This is a genomic window from Paragemmobacter ruber (genome assembly GCF_009908315.1).
GTDB classification, from domain to species: Bacteria; Pseudomonadota; Alphaproteobacteria; order Rhodobacterales; family Rhodobacteraceae; genus Paragemmobacter; species Paragemmobacter ruber.
On the sequence record NZ_JAAATW010000009.1, the window covers coordinates 1 to 21305 of the forward strand.

17 protein-coding genes and 1 tRNA gene are annotated in these 21305 nt (G+C 63.7%); all 18 read right to left on the reverse strand.

What is annotated here, in order from left to right:
* The coding region (locus GU920_RS19020; protein WP_235933369.1) for a GTP-binding protein at nt 1–181 on the reverse strand (181 nt) is incomplete at its 3' end.
* A gap of 83 nt (nt 182–264) precedes the next feature.
* Nucleotides 265–2391, reverse strand: a complete 2127-nt coding sequence (fusA, locus tag GU920_RS19025; protein WP_161768691.1) for an elongation factor G — start codon at nt 2389–2391, stop codon at nt 265–267.
* Nucleotides 2392–2400: 9 nt separating this feature from the next.
* Entirely contained in the window at nt 2401–2871 is a 471-nt protein-coding gene (gene rpsG, locus GU920_RS19030; RefSeq protein WP_161768692.1) for a 30S ribosomal protein S7, read from the reverse strand.
* 11 nt (nt 2872–2882) lie between these two features.
* Nucleotides 2883–3254: a 30S ribosomal protein S12 gene (gene rpsL / locus GU920_RS19035; RefSeq protein WP_023667098.1), complete on the reverse strand. Its 372-nt coding sequence runs from the start codon at nt 3252–3254 to the stop codon at nt 2883–2885.
* Between the two features lie 283 nt (nt 3255–3537).
* A complete protein-coding gene (locus tag GU920_RS19040; protein ID WP_161768693.1) occupies nt 3538–4419 on the reverse strand; it encodes a DMT family transporter in 882 nt (293 codons plus the stop codon).
* Between the two features lie 93 nt (nt 4420–4512).
* Nucleotides 4513–8751 carry a DNA-directed RNA polymerase subunit beta' gene (gene rpoC, locus GU920_RS19045; RefSeq protein ID WP_161768694.1) on the reverse strand — a complete coding sequence of 1413 codons (4239 nt, stop codon included), beginning with the start codon at nt 8749–8751 and terminating at the stop codon, nt 4513–4515.
* Nucleotides 8752–8827: 76 nt separating this feature from the next.
* Entirely contained in the window at nt 8828–12961 is a 4134-nt protein-coding gene (gene rpoB, locus GU920_RS19050; RefSeq protein ID WP_161768695.1) for a DNA-directed RNA polymerase subunit beta, read from the reverse strand.
* 263 nt (nt 12962–13224) lie between these two features.
* Nucleotides 13225–13605: a 50S ribosomal protein L7/L12 gene (gene rplL / locus GU920_RS19055; RefSeq protein WP_031339559.1), complete on the reverse strand. Its 381-nt coding sequence runs from the start codon at nt 13603–13605 to the stop codon at nt 13225–13227.
* A gap of 68 nt (nt 13606–13673) precedes the next feature.
* A complete protein-coding gene (gene rplJ, locus GU920_RS19060) occupies nt 13674–14189 on the reverse strand; it encodes a 50S ribosomal protein L10 (protein ID WP_161768696.1) in 516 nt (171 codons plus the stop codon).
* 292 nt (nt 14190–14481) lie between these two features.
* A complete protein-coding gene (locus GU920_RS19065; RefSeq protein ID WP_161768697.1) occupies nt 14482–16047 on the reverse strand; it encodes a hypothetical protein in 1566 nt (521 codons plus the stop codon).
* 110 nt (nt 16048–16157) lie between these two features.
* Complete coding sequence (rplA, locus tag GU920_RS19070; RefSeq protein WP_161768698.1) at nt 16158–16856, reverse strand: 50S ribosomal protein L1; 699 nt, start codon at nt 16854–16856, stop codon at nt 16158–16160.
* A gap of 4 nt (nt 16857–16860) precedes the next feature.
* Nucleotides 16861–17313 carry a 50S ribosomal protein L11 gene (gene rplK / locus GU920_RS19075; protein WP_161768699.1) on the reverse strand — a complete coding sequence of 151 codons (453 nt, stop codon included), beginning with the start codon at nt 17311–17313 and terminating at the stop codon, nt 16861–16863.
* A gap of 92 nt (nt 17314–17405) precedes the next feature.
* Complete coding sequence (gene nusG / locus GU920_RS19080) at nt 17406–17939, reverse strand: transcription termination/antitermination protein NusG (RefSeq protein ID WP_161768700.1); 534 nt, start codon at nt 17937–17939, stop codon at nt 17406–17408.
* Nucleotides 17940–18133: 194 nt separating this feature from the next.
* Nucleotides 18134–18322, reverse strand: coding sequence for a preprotein translocase subunit SecE (gene secE / locus GU920_RS19085; RefSeq protein ID WP_161768701.1), 189 nt, complete (start codon nt 18320–18322; stop codon nt 18134–18136).
* 64 nt (nt 18323–18386) lie between these two features.
* A complete protein-coding gene (locus GU920_RS19090) occupies nt 18387–20057 on the reverse strand; it encodes a hypothetical protein (protein WP_161768702.1) in 1671 nt (556 codons plus the stop codon).
* Between the two features lie 173 nt (nt 20058–20230).
* A tRNA-Trp gene (locus tag GU920_RS19095) sits at nt 20231–20306 on the reverse strand.
* A 97-nt stretch (nt 20307–20403) separates the two neighbouring features.
* A complete protein-coding gene (locus GU920_RS19100) occupies nt 20404–21051 on the reverse strand; it encodes a CatB-related O-acetyltransferase (RefSeq protein WP_161768703.1) in 648 nt (215 codons plus the stop codon).
* Between the two features lie 166 nt (nt 21052–21217).
* On the reverse strand, nt 21218–21305 hold an 88-nt coding region (locus GU920_RS19105), incomplete at its 5' end, for an EF-Tu C-terminal domain-related protein (RefSeq protein ID WP_161768704.1).

Consider the following 21305-nt stretch of genomic DNA (forward strand, 5'->3'; position numbering starts at 1 on the left):
CGGTCGAAATCGTGATCCCGCGCGCACGCTCTTCCGGCGCACCGTCAATCTGGTCATAGGCGCGGAATTCGCCGAAATACTTCGTGATCGCCGCCGTCAGCGTCGTCTTGCCGTGGTCAACGTGGCCAATCGTGCCAATGTTGACGTGCGGTTTCGTCCGTTCAAACTTTGCCTTTGCCATGATGGCCTCCTGATATCTTCGGTGGTGCCGGGGGGACCCCCGGCCTACGGTTTGGTAGGGCGGGGTTCACCCCGCCACACCGGTTAAGCGTACTTCTTCTGGATCTCGTCCGAGATGTTCTGCGGCACGGCCTCGTAATGGTCAAACTCCATCGAGAACACGGCCCGGCCAGACGTCATCGACCGCAGCTGGTTGATGTAGCCGAACATGTTGGCCAGCGGGACCATCGCGGCGATGACATTCGCGTTGCCGCGGCTGTCCTGCCCGTTGATCATGCCCCGACGCGAGGTCAGGTCGCCGATCACGCCGCCGGTATATTCTTCCGGCGTGACCACCTCGACCTTCATGATCGGCTCAAGCAGTTTCGCCCCGGCCTTCTTCAGGCCTTCGCGCATCGCCGCACGGGACGCGATCTCGAACGCCAGCACCGAGGAGTCGACGTCGTGGAAGGCACCGTCGATCAGCGCCACCTTGAAGTCGATCACCGGGAAGCCGGCCAAAGGACCGGAGTCCATCACCGACTTGATGCCCTTTTCAACGCCGGGGATGTATTCCTTCGGCACCGCACCGCCCACGATCCGGGACTCGAACGAATAGCCTTCGCCCGGCTCGGTCGGCGAGATGATCAGCTTCACGCGCGCGAACTGACCCGTACCCCCGGTCTGCTTCTTGTGCGTGTAGTCGATCTCATGCTCGCGCGAGATGGTCTCGCGATAGGCCACCTGCGGGGCACCGATATTCGCCTCGACCTTGAATTCGCGGCGCATCCGGTCAACCAGGATGTCGAGGTGAAGTTCCCCCATCCCCTTCATGATGGTCTGACCCGATTCCAGATCGGTTTCCACCCGGAAGGACGGGTCTTCCGCCGCCAGACGTGCCAGCGCGATGCCCATCTTTTCCTGGTCGGCCTTGGTCTTGGGTTCCACGGCGATCTCGATCACGGGGACCGGGAAGGTCATGGTTTCCAGAACCACCGGCGCGTTCGGATCGCACAGCGTATCCCCCGTGGTGGTTTCCTTCAGACCGCCCAGCGCGATGATGTCGCCCGCGAAGGCTTCGGTGATTTCCTCACGCTCGATGGCGTGCATCATCATCATCCGGCCAACGCGCTCACGGCGCTGCTTGGTCGAGTTCATCATCGCGTCGCCCTTGGCCAGCTTGCCCGAATAGATCCGGGTAAAGGTCAGGGAGCCTACGAAGGGGTCGTTCATGATCTTGAACGCAAGGCCCGAGAAGGGCTGCTCGTCATCGGCCGACCGCGCGATGTTGCGGGTTTCCGTCTCGTCGCCCGGAGCGAAGCCCTCGTAAGGCGGCACGTCCAGCGGCGAGGGCAGATAGTCGATCACGGCGTTCAGCAGCGGCTGCACGCCCTTGTTCTTGAACGACGAGCCGGCCAGAACCGGGATGAAGTCGATGGCCAGCGTCGCCTTGCGGATCAGCGCGCGCAGCTCTTCCGGCGTCGGCTCATTGCCTTCCAGATAGGATTCCATCGCGGCGTCATCCTGACCCACGGCGGTTTCCACCAGATTGGTGCGCCACTCATCGGCCTCTGCCTTGAGCGATTCACGGATCGGCTTGCGCTTCCACGATGCGCCCAGATCTTCGCCCTCATAGACCCATTCTTCCATGGTCACGAGGTCGATGATCCCTTCCAGCTTGTCTTCGGCACCGATCGGCAGAACCACGGGCACGGCATTCGCGCCGGTCCGGTCCTTGATCATGCGCACGCATTTCATGAAGTCCGCGCCGGTCTTGTCCATCTTGTTGACGAACACGATCCGCGGCACCTTGTAGCGGTCAGCCTGACGCCACACGGTTTCTGTCTGCGGCTCCACGCCGGCGTTGCCGTCCAGCAGCACCACAGCGCCATCCAGAACGGCCAGCGAACGTTCCACCTCAATGGTGAAATCCACGTGGCCGGGGGTGTCGATGATGTTGAAGCGGAACTTCTTCGACTTGTCCGAAGTGTCCTGACCGGGATCGACCTGACGGTTCCAGAAGGTCGTGGTCGCAGCCGAGGTGATGGTGATCCCCCGCTCCTGCTCCTGCTCCATCCAGTCCATCGTCGCGGCGCCGTCATGTACTTCGCCGATCTTGTGCGACTTGCCGGTGTAGTAAAGGATACGTTCGGACGTCGTGGTCTTGCCCGCGTCGATATGGGCGATGATCCCGAAGTTGCGATAGCGTTCCAGCGGATATTCGCGTGCCATGATAAGCCCTTACCAGCGGTAGTGGCTGAACGCTTTGTTCGCGTCGGCCATCTTGTGGGTGTCTTCACGCTTCTTCACGGCGGTGCCGCGGTTCTGCACAGCATCGGCCAGTTCGGCGGCCAGACGCTCTTCCATCGTGTTCTCGTTGCGCTTGCGGGCAGCGATGATCAGCCAGCGGATGGCCAGTGCCTCGCGGCGTTCGCTGCGCACTTCGACGGGCACCTGATAGGTCGCACCACCGACGCGGCGCGACCGCACTTCGACGGAGGGCTTCACGTTTTCCAGCGCCTCGTGGAAGGCCTGGATCGGCTCGCGCTTCAGGCGGGTCTGCACGCGCTCCAGCGCGCCGTAGACGATCGATTCTGCGACGGATTTCTTCCCGTCCAGCATCAGGTTGTTCATGAACTTGGTCAGAACCCGATCGCCATACTTGGCATCGGGCAGGATTTCGCGCTTTTCGGCGGCGTGACGACGGGACATGCTCTATCTCCTCACTTCGGACGCTTGGCGCCGTATTTCGAACGACGCTGACGACGGTCTTTCACGCCCTGGGTATCCAGAACGCCGCGGAGGATGTGGTAGCGCACACCGGGAAGGTCTTTCACCCGGCCGCCACGGATCAGAACCACCGAGTGCTCCTGAAGGTTGTGCTTTTCGCCGGGAATGTAGCTGATCACCTCGAAACCGTTGGTCAGGCGCACCTTGGCGACCTTCCGCATAGCAGAGTTCGGCTTCTTCGGCGTCGTGGTGTACACGCGGGTGCACACGCCACGCTTCTGCGGGCAGGATTCCAAGTGCTGCGACTTGGACCTTCTTACTTTCGCTTCCCGCGGCTTGCGGATCAGCTGTTGGATCGTCGGCATTCACGTACCCCGATTTGCCCTTACAGGCGTTGTCAATACTCGCGCCAATCTCCCGGCGCGCTGCTTCTCGACTGACGCCCTGCGCGGATCGCAAAACGCCAAAACCGCATGCGCCCCCTTCGCGGGGACGACGCGGTGGAATTCCAGAGGATCGGGGCCTGCGCCCGGATCATGACCACTCACTTTTCGATATCAAATGGCCGACTCCAACAGGGGCCAGCACATCAGGTGACGGGCGTATAGGGGGAGTCGCAGGCGATGTCAACAAGCGCCCCGCCGCGCCTTAGGCACCTTGGGCGGCCTTCACCTTCCGCTCCCGCCACAGGGTGAATATCCCCGATCCCACCACCAGCGCCGCCCCGACCAATGTCAGCCCATCCGGCAACGTGCCAAAGACCAGCCAGCCCAGAAAGATCGCCCAGAGCAGCGCCGTATACCGGAACGGCGCGATGAAACCGATATCGCCCACCCGCATCACCATGACCACGAAGTTATAGCCGACCACCAGCGCCGCCGCCGCCCCCGCGATCAGCAAACCCTCGCGCAGGCTCACCGCCTGCCACCCCGCGGGCAGCGACAGGACCAGCGCCGTCACCGTCACCGCCGTCGAGGCAAGCACCGCCACCGTCGCCGAAGGCACCGCCCGCGACAACTGCCGCGTAGACAAGTCCCGCACCACCACAAAGCCGACCGAGGCCAGCCCCATCAGCGACCAGATGTCAAACCCGTCCGGCCCCGGGCGGATGATGATCAGAACGCCCGCGAAACCCACAACGATCGCCGTGATCCGCCGCCAGCCGATCGGATCGCCGAACACCGCCCAAGCCGCCAGCGCCACGGCAAGCGGCAGCGACTGCAGGATCGCCGACAGGTTGGCCAAGGGCATATGCACCAGCGCCGCAAGGAACAGCAGGGTAGAGGCAACCTCTGCCACCGACCGGATCGCCACGATCCCCCGGTCCCGCCGGGGCATGGCCAGCCGCAGCCCGCCCATCGCCATGCCGATCAAGACCAGCGGCCCCAGCGTCAGCAAGCCCCGCATCGCAATCGCCTGCCAAAGTGGCAGGGTCTGCGTCGCGGCCTTCATCATACTGTCATTCACCGTGAAGGCAGCCATCGCCACCATCATGTAGATCGCGCCGCGCAGGTTGTCGGATATCGGCATGCTCTCCCCTTGGCGCGCATCGCTATCAGCCGGACCGACAAAGGAAAAGGGCCGCCGCATCGCTGCGACGGCCCTTTTCAGATCTGTCCTGGATCAATCCCGGCTGTCGATCGTGTCGGCGAAGGCCGCATCCGCATCGCTGCCCGGCATCTCGACCGGCGCGGCCAGCGCGGCGGCGGTTTCCGCCTCCGACCGGCGCGCTTCGATCACATGCTGGTCGCGATCCGATGCGATCTTCTTCACGCGGCTCGTGGCGCCACCCGTCCCTGCCGGGATCAGACGGCCCACGATGACGTTCTCCTTCAGACCCACCAGCTTGTCGCGCTTGCCCTGAACCGAAGCTTCGGTCAGTACGCGGGTGGTTTCCTGGAAGGACGCCGCCGAGATGAAGCTGCGGGTCTGCAGGCTGGCCTTGGTGATGCCCAACAGAACCGGCTCGGCCTTCGCCTCGCGCAGGCCACGGGCCCGTGCCTTGGCGTTCTCCTCGTCCAGTTCGATGCGCTCCACCTGTTCGCCCTTCAGAAGCGTGGTGTCGCCCCCGTCAAGGACTTCAAGCTTCTGCAGCATCTGGCGCACGATCACTTCGATATGCTTGTCGTTGATCTTCACGCCCTGCAGACGATAGACGTCCTGCACCTCGTCGATCATGTAGTTCGCCAGCGCCTCGACACCCATGATGCGCAGGATGTCATGCGGCGCGGGGTTGCCATCCATGATGTAGTCGCCCTTCTGCACGAAGTCGCCTTCCTGCACAGGGATGTGCTTGCCCTTCGGGATCATGTATTCGATCGCCTGCAGGGTTTCGTCCACCGGCTCCACCGTGATGCGGCGCTTGTTCTTGTAGTCCTTGCCGAACCGCACATAGCCATCGGTTTCCGCGATGATCGCATGGTCCTTCGGACGGCGTGCCTCGAACAGTTCCGCCACGCGGGGAAGACCCCCGGTGATGTCCTTGGTCTTGGCCCCTTCGCGCGGGATACGCGCCACCACGTCACCGGGGCGCACGTCCTGCTGGTCTTCGACCGAAAGGATCGCGTCCACCGACATCGGATAGGTGATCGGGTTGCCGTTTTCCGCCCGCACCGGTTCCCCGGTGGCAGGATCCATGATGATGATCTCGGGCTTCAGGTCATTGCCCTTGGGCGCCGACCGCCAGTCCGACACGATCTTCTGCGTCATGCCCGTGGCATCGTCGGTCTCTTCGCGCACCGAAATGCCCGAAACCAGATCGACGAACTTCGCCACACCGCCCTTTTCGGCGATGATCGGCAGCGTGTAGGGGTCCCACTCGAACAGCTTGGTGCCGCGCTTCACCGCCATGCCGTCCTTGGCATGGATCTTGGCGCCATAGCTCACCTTGTGGACCGCGCGCTCCTGCCCGGCCTCGTCCATGATGGCGATCGACATGTTCCGCCCCACCACGATCTGCTCGCCATTGGCGTTGGACAGAAGGTTCGCGTTGCGGAACTCGATCTTGCCTTCCTGCGACGCTTCAAGGAACGACTGCTGGCCACCCTGCGCGATGCCGCCGATGTGGAAGGTCCGCATCGTCAGCTGCGTGCCGGGTTCCCCGATGGACTGGGCGGCGATGATGCCGACCGCTTCCCCGATGTTCACCAGCGTGCCGCGGGCAAGGTCACGGCCATAGCAGGCCGCGCAGACACCCTCTTCCGCCTCGCAGGTCAGCGGGCTGCGGATCCGGCACGACGCGACACCCGCCTGATCAATCAGGTCGGCCTTGCGTTCGTCGATCAGCTCGCCGCGCGCGACGATCACCTCGTCGGAACCCGGAACAAGGATGTCATCCGCCGCCACCCGGCCCAGCACCCGCTCGGCCAGCGACTGCACCACTTCGCCGTCGTTCACCGCGGTTTCCGCCGTGATCGCCCGCTCGGTGCCGCAATCCTGCACGCGCACGATGCAATCCTGCGCCACGTCCACCAGACGCCGCGTCAGATAGCCCGAGTTCGCGGTCTTCAGCGCCGTATCCGCAAGGCCCTTCCGCGCCCCGTGGGTGGAGTTGAAGTATTCAAGAACGGTCAGACCTTCCTTGAAGTTCGAGATGATCGGCGTCTCGATGATCTCGCCCGACGGCTTGGCCATCAGGCCGCGCATCCCGCCAAGCTGCTTCATCTGCGCAGGCGAACCCCGCGCACCCGAGTGCGACATCATGTAGACCGAGTTCGGCTCTTTCTCGGCCCCCGCGTCATCGACGCGCACGGCAGAGATTTCGGCCATCATCTCGGCCGCCACCTTGTCGGAGCACTTCGACCAGGCATCGACCACCTTGTTGTACTTTTCGCCCTGCGTGATCAGGCCGTCCATGTACTGCTGTTCGAATTCCTTCACCTGATCGCGAACCTCGTTCACGATGGTCCACTTGGAATCCGGGATCAGCATGTCGTCCTTGCCGAACGAGATCCCCGCGCGGAACGCCTCGCGGAAGCCCAGCGCCATGATCTGGTCGCAGAAGATGACCGACTCTTTCTGCCCGCAATAGCGGTAGACGGTGTCGATGACGTTCTGCACGTCCTTCTTCCGCAGCAGGCGGTTCACCAGTTCGAACGGCGCCTTGGCGTTCAGCGGCAGAAGATTGCCCAGCCGCAACCGGCCCGGCGTCGTCTTGAACCGCTTCCAGACCTCGTTGCCTTCGTCATCCACCTGCTTGATGCGCGCGGTGATCGAGGCATGCAGATGCACCACGCCGGCAGCCAGCGCATGTTCCACTTCCTCGATATCGGCAAAGGCCATGCCTTCGCCGACCATGCCCTTGCGTTCCATGGTGACGTAGTACAGCCCCAGCACCATGTCCTGCGACGGCACGATGATCGGCGCGCCGTTCGCAGGCGACAGCACGTTGTTCGTGGACATCATCAGAACGCGCGCTTCCAGCTGCGCTTCCAGCGACAGCGGAACGTGCACGGCCATTTGGTCGCCGTCAAAGTCGGCGTTGAACGCCGAACAGACCAGCGGGTGCAGCTGGATCGCCTTCCCTTCAATCAGGATCGGCTCGAATGCCTGGATGCCCAGACGGTGCAGCGTCGGCGCACGGTTCAGCAGCACAGGGTGTTCGCGGATGACCTCATCGAGGATATCCCAGACCTCCGGCCGCTCCTTCTCCACCAGCTTCTTCGCCTGCTTGACGGTGGAGGACAGCCCCTTCGCCTCAAGCCGCGAATAGATGAACGGCTTGAACAGCTCCAGCGCCATCTTCTTCGGCAGGCCGCACTGATGCAGCTTCAGTTCCGGCCCGGTCACGATGACCGAACGGCCCGAAAAGTCCACGCGCTTGCCCAGCAGGTTCTGGCGGAACCGGCCCTGCTTGCCCTTCAGCATGTCGGACAGCGATTTCAGCGGGCGCTTGTTGGTGCCCGTGATCACGCGGCCGCGGCGGCCGTTGTCGAACAGCGCATCCACCGCCTCTTGCAGCATCCGCTTTTCGTTGCGCACGATGATATCGGGCGCACGCAGCTCGATCAGCCGCTTCAGACGGTTGTTCCGGTTGATCACCCGACGGTACAGGTCGTTCAGGTCGGACGTCGCGAAGCGGCCCCCGTCCAGCGGCACCAGCGGGCGCAGTTCCGGCGGGATCACCGGCAGCACGGTCAGAACCATCCATTCCGGCCGGTTGCCCGACTCGAGGAAGCTCTCCACGATCTTCAGCCGCTTGATGATCTTCTTCGGCTTCAGCTCGCCCGTCGCCTCTTTCAGATCCTCGCGCAGCTGCTCGGCGGTCTGCTCAAGGTCGATCGCGGCCAGCATCTCGCGGATCGCTTCGGCGCCGATATTGGCGGTGAAGGCATCCGCGCCATACTGATCCTGCGCGTCCAGATACTCTTCTTCCGTCATCAGCTGACCATAGGTCAGATCCGTCAGACCGGGTTCGATGACGACATAGTTTTCAAAGTACAGGATGCGTTCCAGATCCCGCAGCGTCATGTCCAGCATCAGGCCGATGCGGCTGGGCAGCGATTTCAGGAACCAGATGTGGGCGACGGGCGCGGCCAGTTCGATATGGCCCATCCGCTCGCGCCGCACCTTCTGCAGCGTCACTTCCACACCGCATTTCTCGCAGACAACGCCGCGATACTTCATGCGCTTGTACTTGCCGCACAGGCATTCGTAATCCTTGATCGGCCCGAAGATACGGGCGCAGAACAGGCCGTCACGCTCTGGCTTGAACGTGCGATAGTTGATGGTTTCCGGCTTCTTGATCTCGCCGAACGACCACGACAGGATCCGCTCCGGGCTGGCCAGAGAGATCTTGATCTCGTCGAAGGTCTTGATCGGCGCAACCGGGTTGAACGGGTTGGTGCTGAGTTCCTGGTTCATTTCCAAATCCTTGAAAGAGGGCGCTTTGTAGGATGGGCAATATTGCCCATCCTACAGGGGTGACCGGCGATACCGCTCACTCCTCCTCCGCATCCAGGAGTTCCATATTCAGGCCGAGGCCGCGAACTTCCTTGACGAGCACGTTGAAGCTCTCGGGAACGCCCGCCTCGAAGTTGTCCTCGCCCTTGACGATCGACTCGTAAACCTTGGTCCGGCCTGCCACGTCGTCCGACTTCACCGTCAGCATCTCTTGCAGGGTATAGGCGGCGCCATAGGCTTCCAGAGCCCAGACCTCCATCTCCCCCAGACGCTGACCACCGAACTGCGCCTTACCACCCAGCGGCTGCTGGGTCACAAGCGAGTACGGCCCCGTCGAACGGGCGTGCAGCTTGTCGTCCACCAGGTGGTGCAGCTTGAGCATGTATTTCACGCCCACCGTGACCTTCCGCGCGAATTGCTCGCCCGTCCGGCCATCGAACACCACCGACTGGCCCGACTGGTCGAACCCGGCCCGGCGCAGCGCGTCGTTCACGTCCAACTCCTTCGCTCCGTCAAAGACGGGCGTCGCAATCGGAACGCCGCGCGTCACGTTGCCCGCCAGTTCCAGCAACTCATCCTCGTCGCGGCCCGCAAAGACCTCGTCATAGGTGTCGTCGCCATAAGCGATGCGCATCGCTTCACGCACCGGGGTCAGGTCGCCCGACCGACGATACTCCTTCAAGGCCTCGTCGATCTTCAGGCCAAGGCCGCGCGCGGCCCAGCCCATATGGGTTTCCAGAATCTGCCCAACGTTCATCCGCGACGGCACCCCCAGCGGGTTCAGCACAAGGTCAACCGGCGTGCCATCGGCCAGGAACGGCATATCCTCCATCGGCACGACCTTGGAGATAACACCCTTGTTCCCGTGACGACCGGCCATCTTGTCGCCCGGCTGCAGCTTGCGCTTCACCGCAACGAACACCTTGACCATCTTCATCACGCCCGGAGGCAGATCATCGCCCCGACGCACCTTTTCGACCTTGTCTTCGAACCGGTGATCCAGCGCGCGCTTCTGCGCCTCGAACTGATCGTGCAGCGCCTCAACTTCCTTCGCCTCGGCCTCTTCACCCAGCGCAAGCTGCCACCACTGGCCGCGCGACAGCGTGCCCAGCAGTTCGTCGTCGATGGTGGACCCGGCCTTGATGCCCTTCGGTCCCTTCACCGCCGTCTTGCCCATGATCAGCGCTTTCAGGCGCGCATAGATGTTGCGCTCAAGGATCGCCAATTCGTCGTCGCGGTCGCGCGCCAGACGTTCGACTTCCTCGCGCTCGATCTGCAGCGCACGCTCGTCCTTGTCCACGCCATGGCGGTTGAACACACGCACTTCCACGATCGTGCCATAGGCCCCCGGCGGCAGGCGCAGCGACGTGTCGCGCACATCGCTTGCCTTTTCACCAAAGATGGCGCGCAAGAGCTTTTCTTCCGGCGTCATCGGGCTTTCGCCCTTGGGTGTGATCTTGCCCACCAGAATGTCGCCCGGCTGCACTTCGGCCCCGATATAGACAATCCCGGCCTCGTCGAGGTTGCGCAGCGCTTCCTCGCCCACGTTCGGGATGTCGCGGGTGATTTCTTCCGGCCCCAGCTTCGTGTCGCGCGCCGCGACTTCGTATTCCTCGATATGGATCGAGGTGAACACGTCATCGCGCAGGATGCGCTCCGAAATCAGGATCGAGTCTTCATAGTTATAGCCGTTCCACGGCATGAACGCGACGACCACGTTCCGACCCAGCGCCAGTTCCCCCAGATCGGTGCAGGGGCCATCCGCGATCACCTCGCCACGCCCGACCGTATCGCCCACCTTCACCAGCGGGCGCTGGTTGATGCAGGACGACTGGTTCGAACGCTTGAACTTGCGCAGGCGATAGATGTCCACGCCTGGCTCGCCGGGTTCCAGCATCTCGGTCGCGCGCACAACGATACGGGTCGCATCGACCTGGTCGATGATCCCCGCCCGCCGCGCCATGATCGCCGCCCCGGAATCGCGGGCCACAACGGCCTCGATCCCCGTGCCCACGAAAGGCGCGTCCGATTGCAGCAGCGGCACCGCCTGACGCTGCATGTTCGACCCCATCAGCGCGCGGTTCGCGTCGTCATTCTCAAGGAACGGGATCAGCGACGCCGCTACCGAAACAAGCTGCTTCGGCGACACGTCGATCAGGTCGATCGCATCCGGCGGGTTCAGCATGAATTCCCCGGCCTTCCGGCTGGAGATCAGGTCATCCTTGAACCGCCCCTCGGTATCCTGGTTCGCGTTGGCCTGCGCCACGGTGTGGCGCATTTCTTCCGTGGCCGACATGTAGACGACCTCGTCGGTCACCTTGCCGTCCATCACCTTGCGGTAAGGCGTCTCGATGAAGCCGTACTTGTTCACGCGGGCGAAGGTCGCAAGGCTGTTGATCAGGCCGATGTTCTGGCCTTCCGGCGTCTCGATCGGGCACATCCGGCCATAATGCGTCGGGTGCACGTCGCGCACTTCGAACCCTGCACGCTCGCGGGTCAGACCGCCCGGCCCCAGTGCTGACAGGCGGCGCTTGTGGGTGACTTCCGACAGCGGGTTGGTCTGGTCCATGAACTGCGACAGCTGGCTGGAGCCAAAGAACTCACGCACCGCCGCCGCGGCAGGCTTCGCGTTGATCAGGTCCTGCGGCATGATCGTGTCGATTTCCACCGACGACATCCGCTCCTTGATCGCGCGCTCCATCCGCAGCAGGCCCACGCGATACTGGTTCTCCATCAGCTCGCCCACCGAACGCACCCGGCGGTTGCCGAGGTGGTCGATATCGTCGATCTCGCCCTTGCCGTCGCGCAGTTCCGTCAGCGCCTTGATGCAGGCGATGATGTCCTCGCGGTCCAGCGTGCGCTGGGTATCGGGCTTGGCCAGATCCAGACGCATGTTCATCTTCACCCGGCCCACGGCCGACAGGTCATAACGCTCGCTGTCAAAGAACAGCGTGTCGAACAGCGCGCTGGCCGCTTCCACGGTAGGCGGCTCGCCCGGGCGCATCACGCGGTAGATATCCATAAGCGCGGTATCCCGGCCCATGTTCTTGTCCGCCGCCATGGTGTTGCGCATGTAGGGGCCGACATTGACGTTGTCGATGTCCAGCACCGGAATGTCGGTGATGCCCTGATCGAGCAGAACCTTCAGGCTGCCGCCCTTCACCGCGCCGTCGCGGTCATATTCCATCGTCAGCTCGTCACCGGCCTCGACCCAGATCTCGCCGGTTTCCTCGTTGATGATGTCCTTGGCGACATAGCGGCCCACGATGTGATCGAACGGAACCAGCAGTTCCGTGATCGCGCCATCATCCTTCCACTTCTTCACCATCCGCGGCGTGGCCTTTTCGCCCGCCTTCAGGATCACCTCGCCCGTCGCCGCATCGACCAGATCATAGGTCGGGCGCGTGCCCGACACGCGGTTCGGGAAGAACTTGGTCACCCAGCCCTTGTTCTTCACATGCTTGAACCACACCGTGTCGTAATAGGCATCCATGATGCCTTCCTGATCCATGCCCAGCGCATAGAGCAGCGTCGTCACCGGCAGCTTGCGGCGGCGGTCGATCCGCGCAAAGACGATGTCCTTGGCGTCAAACTCGAAATCCAGCCACGACCCGCGATAGGGAATGATCCGGCAGGTGAACAGAAGCTTGCCCGAAGAATGGGTCTTGCCCTTGTCATGGTCAAAGAACACGCCGGGCGAACGGTGCATCTGGGAAACGATGACCCGCTCCGTCCCGTTCACGATGAACGTGCCGTTCGACGTCATCAGGGGCATGTCGCCCATATAGACGTCCTGCTCCTTGATGTCCTTCACCGACCGCGCGCCGGTCGTCTCGTCAACATCGAACACGATAAGGCGCAGCGTCACCTTCAGCGGCGCCGCATAGGTCATGTCGCGCTGCTGGCACTCGTCCACGTCATACTTGGGCTTCTCAAGCTCGTATTTCACGAACTCCAGCACCGCCGTCTCGTTGAAATCCTTGATCGGAAAGACCGACTGGAAGGTTCCCTGAATCCCCTCGCCATCGGCAGGCTTGTCGCCATCGCCCGATTTCAGGAACAGGTCATAAGAGGATTTCTGAACCTCGATGAGGTTCGGCATCTCGAGGACTTCACGGATCTTGCCATAATAGCGGCGGATGCGTTTCTGGCCAACGTAAGCTTGCGCCATGTGCGTCGTCACCTTTTTCTCGTGTCGCTGGCGCGGGTCCGTCGGGGCCACGGGCGCGCGCCGTTTGCGATAAGGGGGTACTCAGGTTCCATTCATGCCCCCCGTCCCACCGGAAAGCTCCCGAACCTCGAACCGCGCCTTGAAAGGGGCACCCACGCCACCGGGCGATCGAATGCCCCTTTCAAGACAGGTTCGGCTGGGCCGGGGAAATCCCCGACCCAGCCTGAAAACCGATGTCAGGATGCGCGTCGCATCCTGCCCGATTACTTCAGTTCGACCTTGGCGCCAGCCTCTTCGAACTTCTTCTTCATCGCCTCGGCGTCAGCCTTGGAGATGCCTTCCTTGACCTTGCCACCGGCTTCGGTCAGGTCCTTGGCTTCCTTCAGGCCCAGACCTGTGATTTCGCGCACGACCTTGATCACGTTGATCTTGTTCGCGCCGGCGTCCGTCAGGACGACGTCGAATTCGGTCTGCTCTTCGGCCGGGGCCGCAGCAGCGCCAGCAGCCGGACCAGCGGCCATCATGACGGCGCCACCGGCGGCCGGCTCGATGCCGTACTTGTCCTTCAGGATGGTTTTCAGTTCCTGAGCCTGCAGCAGGGTCAGGCCGACGATGTCTTCGGCGAGTTTGTTCAGATCAGCCATTTTGCTCATTCCGTTCTATTAAGATGGGGTCCAACGCTGTGGGGTCAACCACGCGGGTATGTCTCGGATCAGGCCGCGGCCTTTTCCTCGATGGTGGACAGGATGCTTGCGATGTTCGAAGCAGGCGCGCCAATCGCACCAGCGATGCCCGAGGCAGGCGCCCCGATGCACGACACGATCTGAGCGATAAGCTCTTCGCGCGACGGCATGGAAGCCACAGCCTTGACACCGGCCTGGTCGAGAACCGCATTGCCCATGGCCCCGCCAAGGATCACGAACTTGTCGTTCGTCTTGGCATAGGCCTCGGTGACCTTCGCCGCAGCGACAGGGTCTTCCGAATAGGCAAGCACGGTCATGCCCGTAAGCAGGTCACCCATCTGTGCGCCGGGTTTCCCTTCAAGGGCGATCTTGGCGAGCTTGTTCTTGGCAACGCGGACGGACCCGCCAACAGCGCGCATCTGCGCGCGCAGGTCCTGCATCTGTGCAACCGTCATACCCGTGTAGTGGGCAACCACCACAACGCCAGAGCTTTCGAAGATCTGGCCGAGTTCATCGACCACTTTCTCTTTCTGGGCTCTATCCACAGTTTCACTCCAAGTGTGGGGGTCTCCCCCCGGCTCATGTAGGCCCCCGCAAGCAGGGGCATTCGGGTCCGAATGATGTCCCGAGGTCCTGATCGCCCGAGGAAAACCCCCGGAAATCCGTCTCGTTCACTCATCTCAGGAGGGAAATTAAGCCAGGCCTAAGCCCTGCACCCACCGTCTCGGACAAAGTATGCCGAACCAGCGTGACGAATCACGCAGGCACAGCACCAGCGGTGAATATCCATTCCACCCGCCCTTTCCAAGCCCTTCCTTCTGCGCGCCGCATCGCCCCTCAGGCCCGCGCCCGAAAGATCGCCGTGCGGATCGGGTGCTGCTTGTGCGCCCCGCCGTCGATCACCTCGGCCACCTCGCCCGTGGCCGCGCCCAGACGGTTCAGCATCTTCACCAGCCCCGCCTCGGAAATCCCGAACGGATCCATAGCCGAAACCCGGTCAGGCAGATAGTTCCACCCATGATCCAGCATCAGGAACCCGCCCGGCTTCAGGCAGCTGATCCATCCGGCAAAGGCGCGTTCGGGGTCATGCGCATGATCCCATGAATTGGAATAAACCATGTCCATCGCCCCCACCCAGGCCGGGTCCACCTCGTGGAAATCCCACTGGATCGTGTGCGGAAACTGCGTCGCCGTGTCCGAAATCTCCGTCCCGAAAATCTCGGCCTGCGGGCCAAGGTATTGGCGGAACCACATCTGTTCATTGCCCCGCCGCGTGCCGTGGCAGATGCCCGACACCGGCAGCGCCCCCTTGTCCAGCATGTAGCGCGACAGGATGGCGATGTGATCCTCGGGCACGAACTGGTTCTTGATCTTCATCTTGTTCGCCTCGGTCTGCACCTTGCGATACAGCTCCAGATCGACGTCACCCTCCGCGCCATAGCGGAAAAGCTTCATGTCGTCCTCGCCGACGATCACATGCCCTTCGGCCAGACGCCGCGCCTCTTCCTCGGCCAGACGGTTCTCGAGCTTCTGCTTCCGCTTGAAATCCTGCACCTGCATCTCCTGTCGCTGCCCCGCACCGGCCCCCCGGTCGGCTTTCATTTCGCCCTGCACCGCCTTGGGCGGCGGATCGTCCCATCCATCCGGCAAGGCCATTCCCTTGCGGAACCGGTTGCGCACCTGAAACCCGAAGATGGGCCAGCGCACAAAGGCCTCGAGCGGCATCCCCAGGTCCTGCTGCGGCAGATCATGGATCCGCATCAGGTTCGGCAACAGCACCTGATCCCGCCCCGCAATCTCCACAAAGGCGCGGAACCACGCCTCATTCAGGCGCGCTGTCGCCTCCGATCCCATCTTCTGCACCAGCGCCGTATTCACGAACAGCCCTGCCTCGCGCGGCAGGCCCGTCTCGGCGAACCACGCCCGCAGGCGGGCATATTCCGCATCCTCCAGTTTCTCGCGCCGGTGGCACACCTCTGCCTCGCGCCACGAACAGCCGCGCCCCTGATGGCGCACCAGATACCGCCCCGCCGGTGCCACCCCACCCTGCGCCGCCTCCAGCCGCGCGATCAGATCGGCGGGCGACACATCCAGCCGCGCCCGGTTGTCCACATAGATCACCCAGTCATAGGCCGCCAGAAACCGCTCGGGCCACAGCTTGGGCAGGCGCGACAGATGCTTTGGCGTCAGCCCCTCAAACCCCGCAAGCCCGGCCTCCAGCCGCACCACCCGGCACCCCGGCGCCGCCAGATCGGCATGATCGGTAAAGATGATGCGGTCCCACGCGCCTTCGGCCCCCGTGGCGCGGGCGTGAAACGGCTCATACTGCCCGAAATAGCAGGAATAGACGGCGATCCGCCCGCGCTCCGGCACCAACCCAGCCTTCGCCAAACCGTCCTTCACCCGCACCCTCCGCCCCTCGGGGCCAAACGCGCACCAACACGCAAAACGAAGCGGGCACCCGTCACCGGATGCCCGCCCCTACTTAATCAACTTACCGACCCTGCGGTCAATCAGTTCGCGGTGGCCGAGGCCAGATCGACCGAAACGCCCGGCCCCATGGTGGAGGACAGCGACACCTTCTTCAGATAGGCGCCCTTTGCCCCCGACGGCTTGGCCTTGTTCACGGCATCGACAAAGGCGCGCACGTTCTGCGCCAGCTTCTCGGCGTCAAACGACACCTTGCCGATCCCGCCATGCACCACACCGGCCTTCTCGACCTTGAACTGCACTTCGCCGCCTTTCGCCGCTTCGACAGCCGTCTTCACGTCCATCGTCACGGTGCCGACCTTCGGGTTCGGCATCAGGTTGCGCGGGCCCAGGATCTTGCCCAGACGGCCCACCAGCGGCATCAGGTCCGGCGTCGCGATGCAACGGTCAAACTCGATCTTGCCCGACTGGATGGTTTCCATCAGGTCTTCCGCACCCACGATATCCGCGCCAGCCGCCTTGGCCTCATCGGCCTTGGCGCCCCGGGCGAACACCGCCACGCGCACGGTCTTGCCCGTGCCGTTCGGCAGTTGCACCACGCCGCGCACCATCTGGTCCGCATGGCGGGGGTCCACACCCAGGTTCATCGCGATTTCAACCGTCTCGTCGAACTTGGCCGAAGCCGCCTTCTTGATCAGGGCGACCGCCTCCTCGACCGACAGGTTCGAGGCAGTGCCGAAAATCTCCTGCGCGGCACGCGCGCGCTTACCCAGCTTTGCCATGATCTCAGCCCTTCACTTCGATGCCGCAGGACTTCGCCGAACCCAGGATGATCTGCATCGCAGCTTCCACCGAATTCGCGTTCAGGTCCTTCATCTTCGTCTCGGCGATCTGGCGCACCTGCGCCACGGTCACCGTGCCCGCAACCTCGCGGCCCGGCTTCGAAGAGCCCTTCGCCCGGTTGCGCTTGCCGACCGGCGGCAGACCGGCAGCCTGCTTAAGCAGGAAGGACGCAGGCGCCGTCTTCAGCTCAAGGCTGAACGACTTGTCCTGATAGTAGGTGATGATCACCGGCGTCGGCGTGCCCGGCGCGATGTCAGCGGTCTTCGCGTTGAATTCCTTCACGAAGGCCATGATGTTCAGCCCGCGCTGACCCAACGCCGGACCAACCGGGGGCGACGGGTTGGCCTGCTGGGCCTTCACTTGCAGCTTGAGGCTGCCGATTACTTTCTTGGCCATGGGCCATCTCCTTTGTCACAGCATCCGAAGATGCGGTTTAGTGGTCCGGTCCGTCACCCCGAAAAGGGGCGCTCGCCTCCCACGCGATGCACTCAGGCCCCTTTCGAGACCTGCGTGAATTCCAATTCGACCGGGGTCGCCCGGCCAAAGATCGACACGGACACTTTCAGGCGGCTGTGGTCTTCGTCCACCTCTTCCACCATCCCGTCAAAGCCCTCGAACGGGCCATCCGTGACCTTCACCTTCTCGCCGATCTCGAACCGGATCAGGTTGCGCGGCTGCGCCTCGCCCTCTTCCACGCGGTTCAAGATCGCGTTCACTTCCGCGTCCCGCATCGGCATCGGCTTGCCCTGCGGACCAAGGAACCCGGTCACCCGGTTGATCGACGAAATCAGGTGATAGCCCTTGTTCGACATCTCCATCCGCACCAGCACATAGCCGGGCATGAATCGCCGCTCGCTCGTCACCTTCTTGCCGCGCCGCACCTCAAGGACTTCCTCGGTCGGCACCAGCACCTCGTCGATCTCGTCCTGCAGCCCGGCTTCCACCACGGCCGTCCGGATCTGCTCGGCAACCTTCTTCTCGAAGTTCGAGAGAACGCTCACCGAATACCAGCGCTTCGCCATGCCTCATCCACCTTGCGTCAACGGGGGATCAACCCCCTGAAATTTCAGTGCTTTCAGGAACACAACAAAGCGCGCCGCTCGAATCGCTGCGCGCCCGTGTTCCTTGATCAGGGGCGCAGATACAAGCGCGCCCCAATGAATTCAAGGCAAATCCGGGCCACCCTCCGCAGTCGCGCGGCCCAGAAGCGGCGCGATCAGCCCAGAATCGCGCGCAGACCGGTGCGGATCCCCAGATCCACAAGGCTGAAGAACGTCGCCATCAGCGCGGCCATGATGAACACCATGATCGTGGTCAGCACCACCTCACGCCGGGTCGGCCACACGACCTTGCCGACTTCGGTGCGCACCTGCTGCAGAAAGGTCAGGGGGTTCGTCTTGGCCATGGCTCACGTCCGCGGAAATAAGGTTGCACGGCAAATACGCCGCCTCGCCCCGGAATTCAAGGCATCAGCGCAGGCGGTCCGACAGCCGGTCCCACGGATCGCGGCGCGCCTGTCCCCCACCGACCAGCCCCGTCCCCCGCCGCGACAGCAGCAGCCGCATCGCCATGATCATTAAAAGCAGCCCCGCCGCCCCCGCCGCGACCACCGCAACCAGCAGCGGAAGGGGCAAGGGCAGGTCCGGCCCCGCGCTCTCAGATGCCTGCGCCGACCCGGCCTCCGGCAGCGGGATGATCCGGCCCAAACCCTGCGGGATCAGATCGCGCAACCTCTGCCCCAGTCCGGCCTCTGCGACAGGCGCCTCCCCGCCCGGGGTCAGGAACACCGGCCCGGTCTCCTCCTCTGGAAACTCGGCCACAATGGCCCTGCGGACGGCTTCCGCAGGCGGGACTCCCGCCGCAATATCCTCCTGCACCTGATCCTTGGGCGCCGGGGTGTCCCCGACCTGCGGCAAGGGCTGCGCCATGCCCGCAATCCCCTGCGGCATCGGCGCCGAAGGGGCCGCCTCCGTCGGCACTGGCGTCACAGGGGTGGGCGGCAATGCCTCATCCATGACAGGCGTCGGGCCCGTGCCAAAGTTGGCCTCAACCTCCGACATGTCAAAGCCAAGAATTCCCCCCATCAGCTTATCCGCGATCCCGCCCTCCGGGATGCCGTTCAGCGTGCTGGTCGGTGTCAGGCCCCCAAAGACCAGATAGATCACGAAGTAAAGCCCAAGCGCCCCGACCAACGCCACCGGCGCCCGCATCCCGCGCGTCCGCCCGCTCGGACGTTCTGCCCGATCCTCGCGGACCGGGTGGTCGCCACCGGCCCCAAAGCCGACCGGCGCAGGGGCCACACCATCGCGCGCGGCCTGCCTTGCGCGCACGGCCTCAAGCGGCGACCATGTCCCATCCACCGGCGGCGGCGGGGGCGCCACGGCCCCCTTCGCCTGCGGCACCGCATAATGGGAGATGGGCGCCCCGACCGGCGGGATTTCCACCTCGGCCAGCGACCGCTTCCGCTCTGGCAGCTTGCGCCGCACCAGTGCATTGCGCACCGCCACCAGCAGAAGCACCCCACCCAGCACACCGAAAACCTGCAGGCTTGTCGCTCCGGCATCCGGATCGGGGGCAAGCGCGGCCTCGCGCCCCTTGAAATAGGGCTCGACCACAACGAAATCCGCCGCCTTCATCAGCCCCTGCTCATCCAGCGCGTCCTCCACCATGTCACCGATGCCGGCCGTGTCGCCCCGCGCGCCGTTCAGGTTGAACAGAAGCCGCCCATCGAACTCGCCCGTCACCTGCGCGATCATCAGCTCAAGGAACGCATCCACCTGTTGGGGGCGGATCAGGACGATCCCCCGCGCCACCCGGCTGTCCAGCGCATCGCCCGGGCCGAACAGCACGAACATGCGCCGCACCGTATCGGTGCCCCGCTTCTGCTTGGTCAATTCATAGTTATAGGCCGGGTTCACCCAGGCGGTCACATGCACCTCGCCCGCCGGATGCCGCACCTCGGCATCATATTCGTCCAGCGGCACCGCCACCGGCTGCCCATCCGCCAGCGCCTGCACCTTTTCCGCCTCGACGGCCACGGCCTTCTGCTTGGCGTCATGCCCCATCCAGAACAGGCCGCCCGCCAGCAGCACCAGCACGGGCCACGGCAGGGAAAAGATCAGCGCGATCAAACGGAACATGGGGCACCCCCGATCAGAAACACACCCCAGACTGAGGCGCGAATAAGCCCGCCGCATGGTGCCAACCCGCCGCCTATCGGAAGATTCTATGGTGATTTCGTGGCGCGCCCCGCGCGCTGCGGTGGCCTGCCCGTACGGCCCGATCCTGCCGCCTCAGCGCACCCGGATCGGCCTGGCAGGGGCAGCAGGACTTGAACCCGCGACCCTCGGTTTTGGAGACCGATGCTCTACCAACTGAGCTATACCCCTAGGCCTGCGGCGGGGTTACGGCATGGGCGGCGGGAAATCAAGGGGGGCCTCGCAGCCATATGACCCGCCGCGCCAGTTTTTCCGCCACGCCCCCGGATCAGCACCGCTCAAGCGCCGCCACATCCCCCGCCAGCAGCGCAGGCAGTGCCGCGCGGATGCGCGCAGGCGGCCAATCCCACCACGCGATCTGCAACAGCCGCGCCACCTCCTCCGCCCTGAAACGGTGCCGGATCACCCGCGCCGGATTGCCCGCCGCGATGGCATAGGGCGGCACGTCCCCCGCCACCACCGCACTCGCGCCGATGATCGCCCCGCTCCCGATCTGCGCCCCGGGCAGGATCAACGCGCCATGGCCGATCCAGACATCATGCCCGATCACGGTATCGGGCAATGCCTCGAACCCCGCCTTGAACGCCTCCAGCGTGTCAGGGTCAAAGACCCCGAAGGGATAGGTCGTAATCCCCCCCATCGCGTGATTGGCCGAAGCCGTGATGAACCGCACGCCATGCGCGATCTGGCAGAACCGCCCGAGGATCAGCCGCTCCGGCGCTCCGGGATAAAGATAGGGGGCCAGGCGTGCGGCCCAGCCATCCGGCGCGGGCGGGTCAAAGTCATTGGCATAGCTGTAATCGCCCACCGTGATGTTGGGATGAACGATCACGCGCGACAGGTGCACCATGTCGCGGTGCACGGTGCCATCGGGAAAAGTCAGGGGATGCACGGCATCCGCGTCAAGGAATGGCATGGGATGAGCCTTTCTGATCTTCGTTTCAATTGAAACCGCAGGTCAGATCGTCAGGTCCATCGGTGCCTCCCTCGCAGAACAAGGCCTGTCTAATGAAAAACGCGCGGGGTCACCCCCGCGCGTCCAACCCGTAGGATGGGCATTACTGCCCATCCTACCTGTCCCATCACTTGATGATCTTCGACACGACGCCGGCGCCGACGGTGCGGCCGCCTTCACGGATGGCGAAGCGCAGCTTCTCTTCCATCGCGATC

Excerpts from the sequence above, each read along its gene's own strand:
- rplA (WP_161768698.1), bottom strand. The coding sequence starts at position 16,856 with ATGGCAAAGCTGGGTAAGCGCGCGCGTGCCGCGCAGGAGATTTTCGGC.
- fusA (WP_161768691.1), bottom strand. The coding sequence starts at position 2,391 with ATGGCACGCGAATATCCGCTGGAACGCTATCGCAACTTCGGGATCATC.
- GU920_RS19100 (WP_161768703.1), bottom strand. The coding sequence starts at position 21,051 with ATGCCATTCCTTGACGCGGATGCCGTGCATCCCCTGACTTTTCCCGAT.
- rpoB (WP_161768695.1), bottom strand. The coding sequence starts at position 12,961 with ATGGCGCAAGCTTACGTTGGCCAGAAACGCATCCGCCGCTATTATGGC.
- secE (WP_161768701.1), bottom strand. The coding sequence starts at position 18,322 with ATGGCCAAGACGAACCCCCTGACCTTTCTGCAGCAGGTGCGCACCGAA.
- rpsG (WP_161768692.1), bottom strand. The coding sequence starts at position 2,871 with ATGTCCCGTCGTCACGCCGCCGAAAAGCGCGAAATCCTGCCCGATGCC.
- rplK (WP_161768699.1), bottom strand. The coding sequence starts at position 17,313 with ATGGCCAAGAAAGTAATCGGCAGCCTCAAGCTGCAAGTGAAGGCCCAG.
- GU920_RS19040 (WP_161768693.1), bottom strand. The coding sequence starts at position 4,419 with ATGCCGATATCCGACAACCTGCGCGGCGCGATCTACATGATGGTGGCG.
- rplL (WP_031339559.1), bottom strand. The coding sequence starts at position 13,605 with ATGGCTGATCTGAACAAACTCGCCGAAGACATCGTCGGCCTGACCCTG.
- nusG (WP_161768700.1), bottom strand. The coding sequence starts at position 17,939 with ATGGCGAAGCGCTGGTATTCGGTGAGCGTTCTCTCGAACTTCGAGAAG.
- GU920_RS19090 (WP_161768702.1), bottom strand. The coding sequence starts at position 20,057 with ATGTTCCGTTTGATCGCGCTGATCTTTTCCCTGCCGTGGCCCGTGCTG.
- rpsL (WP_023667098.1), bottom strand. The coding sequence starts at position 3,254 with ATGCCGACGATCCAACAGCTGATCCGCAAGCCGCGGGAAGCGAAAGTA.
- rpoC (WP_161768694.1), bottom strand. The coding sequence starts at position 8,751 with ATGAACCAGGAACTCAGCACCAACCCGTTCAACCCGGTTGCGCCGATC.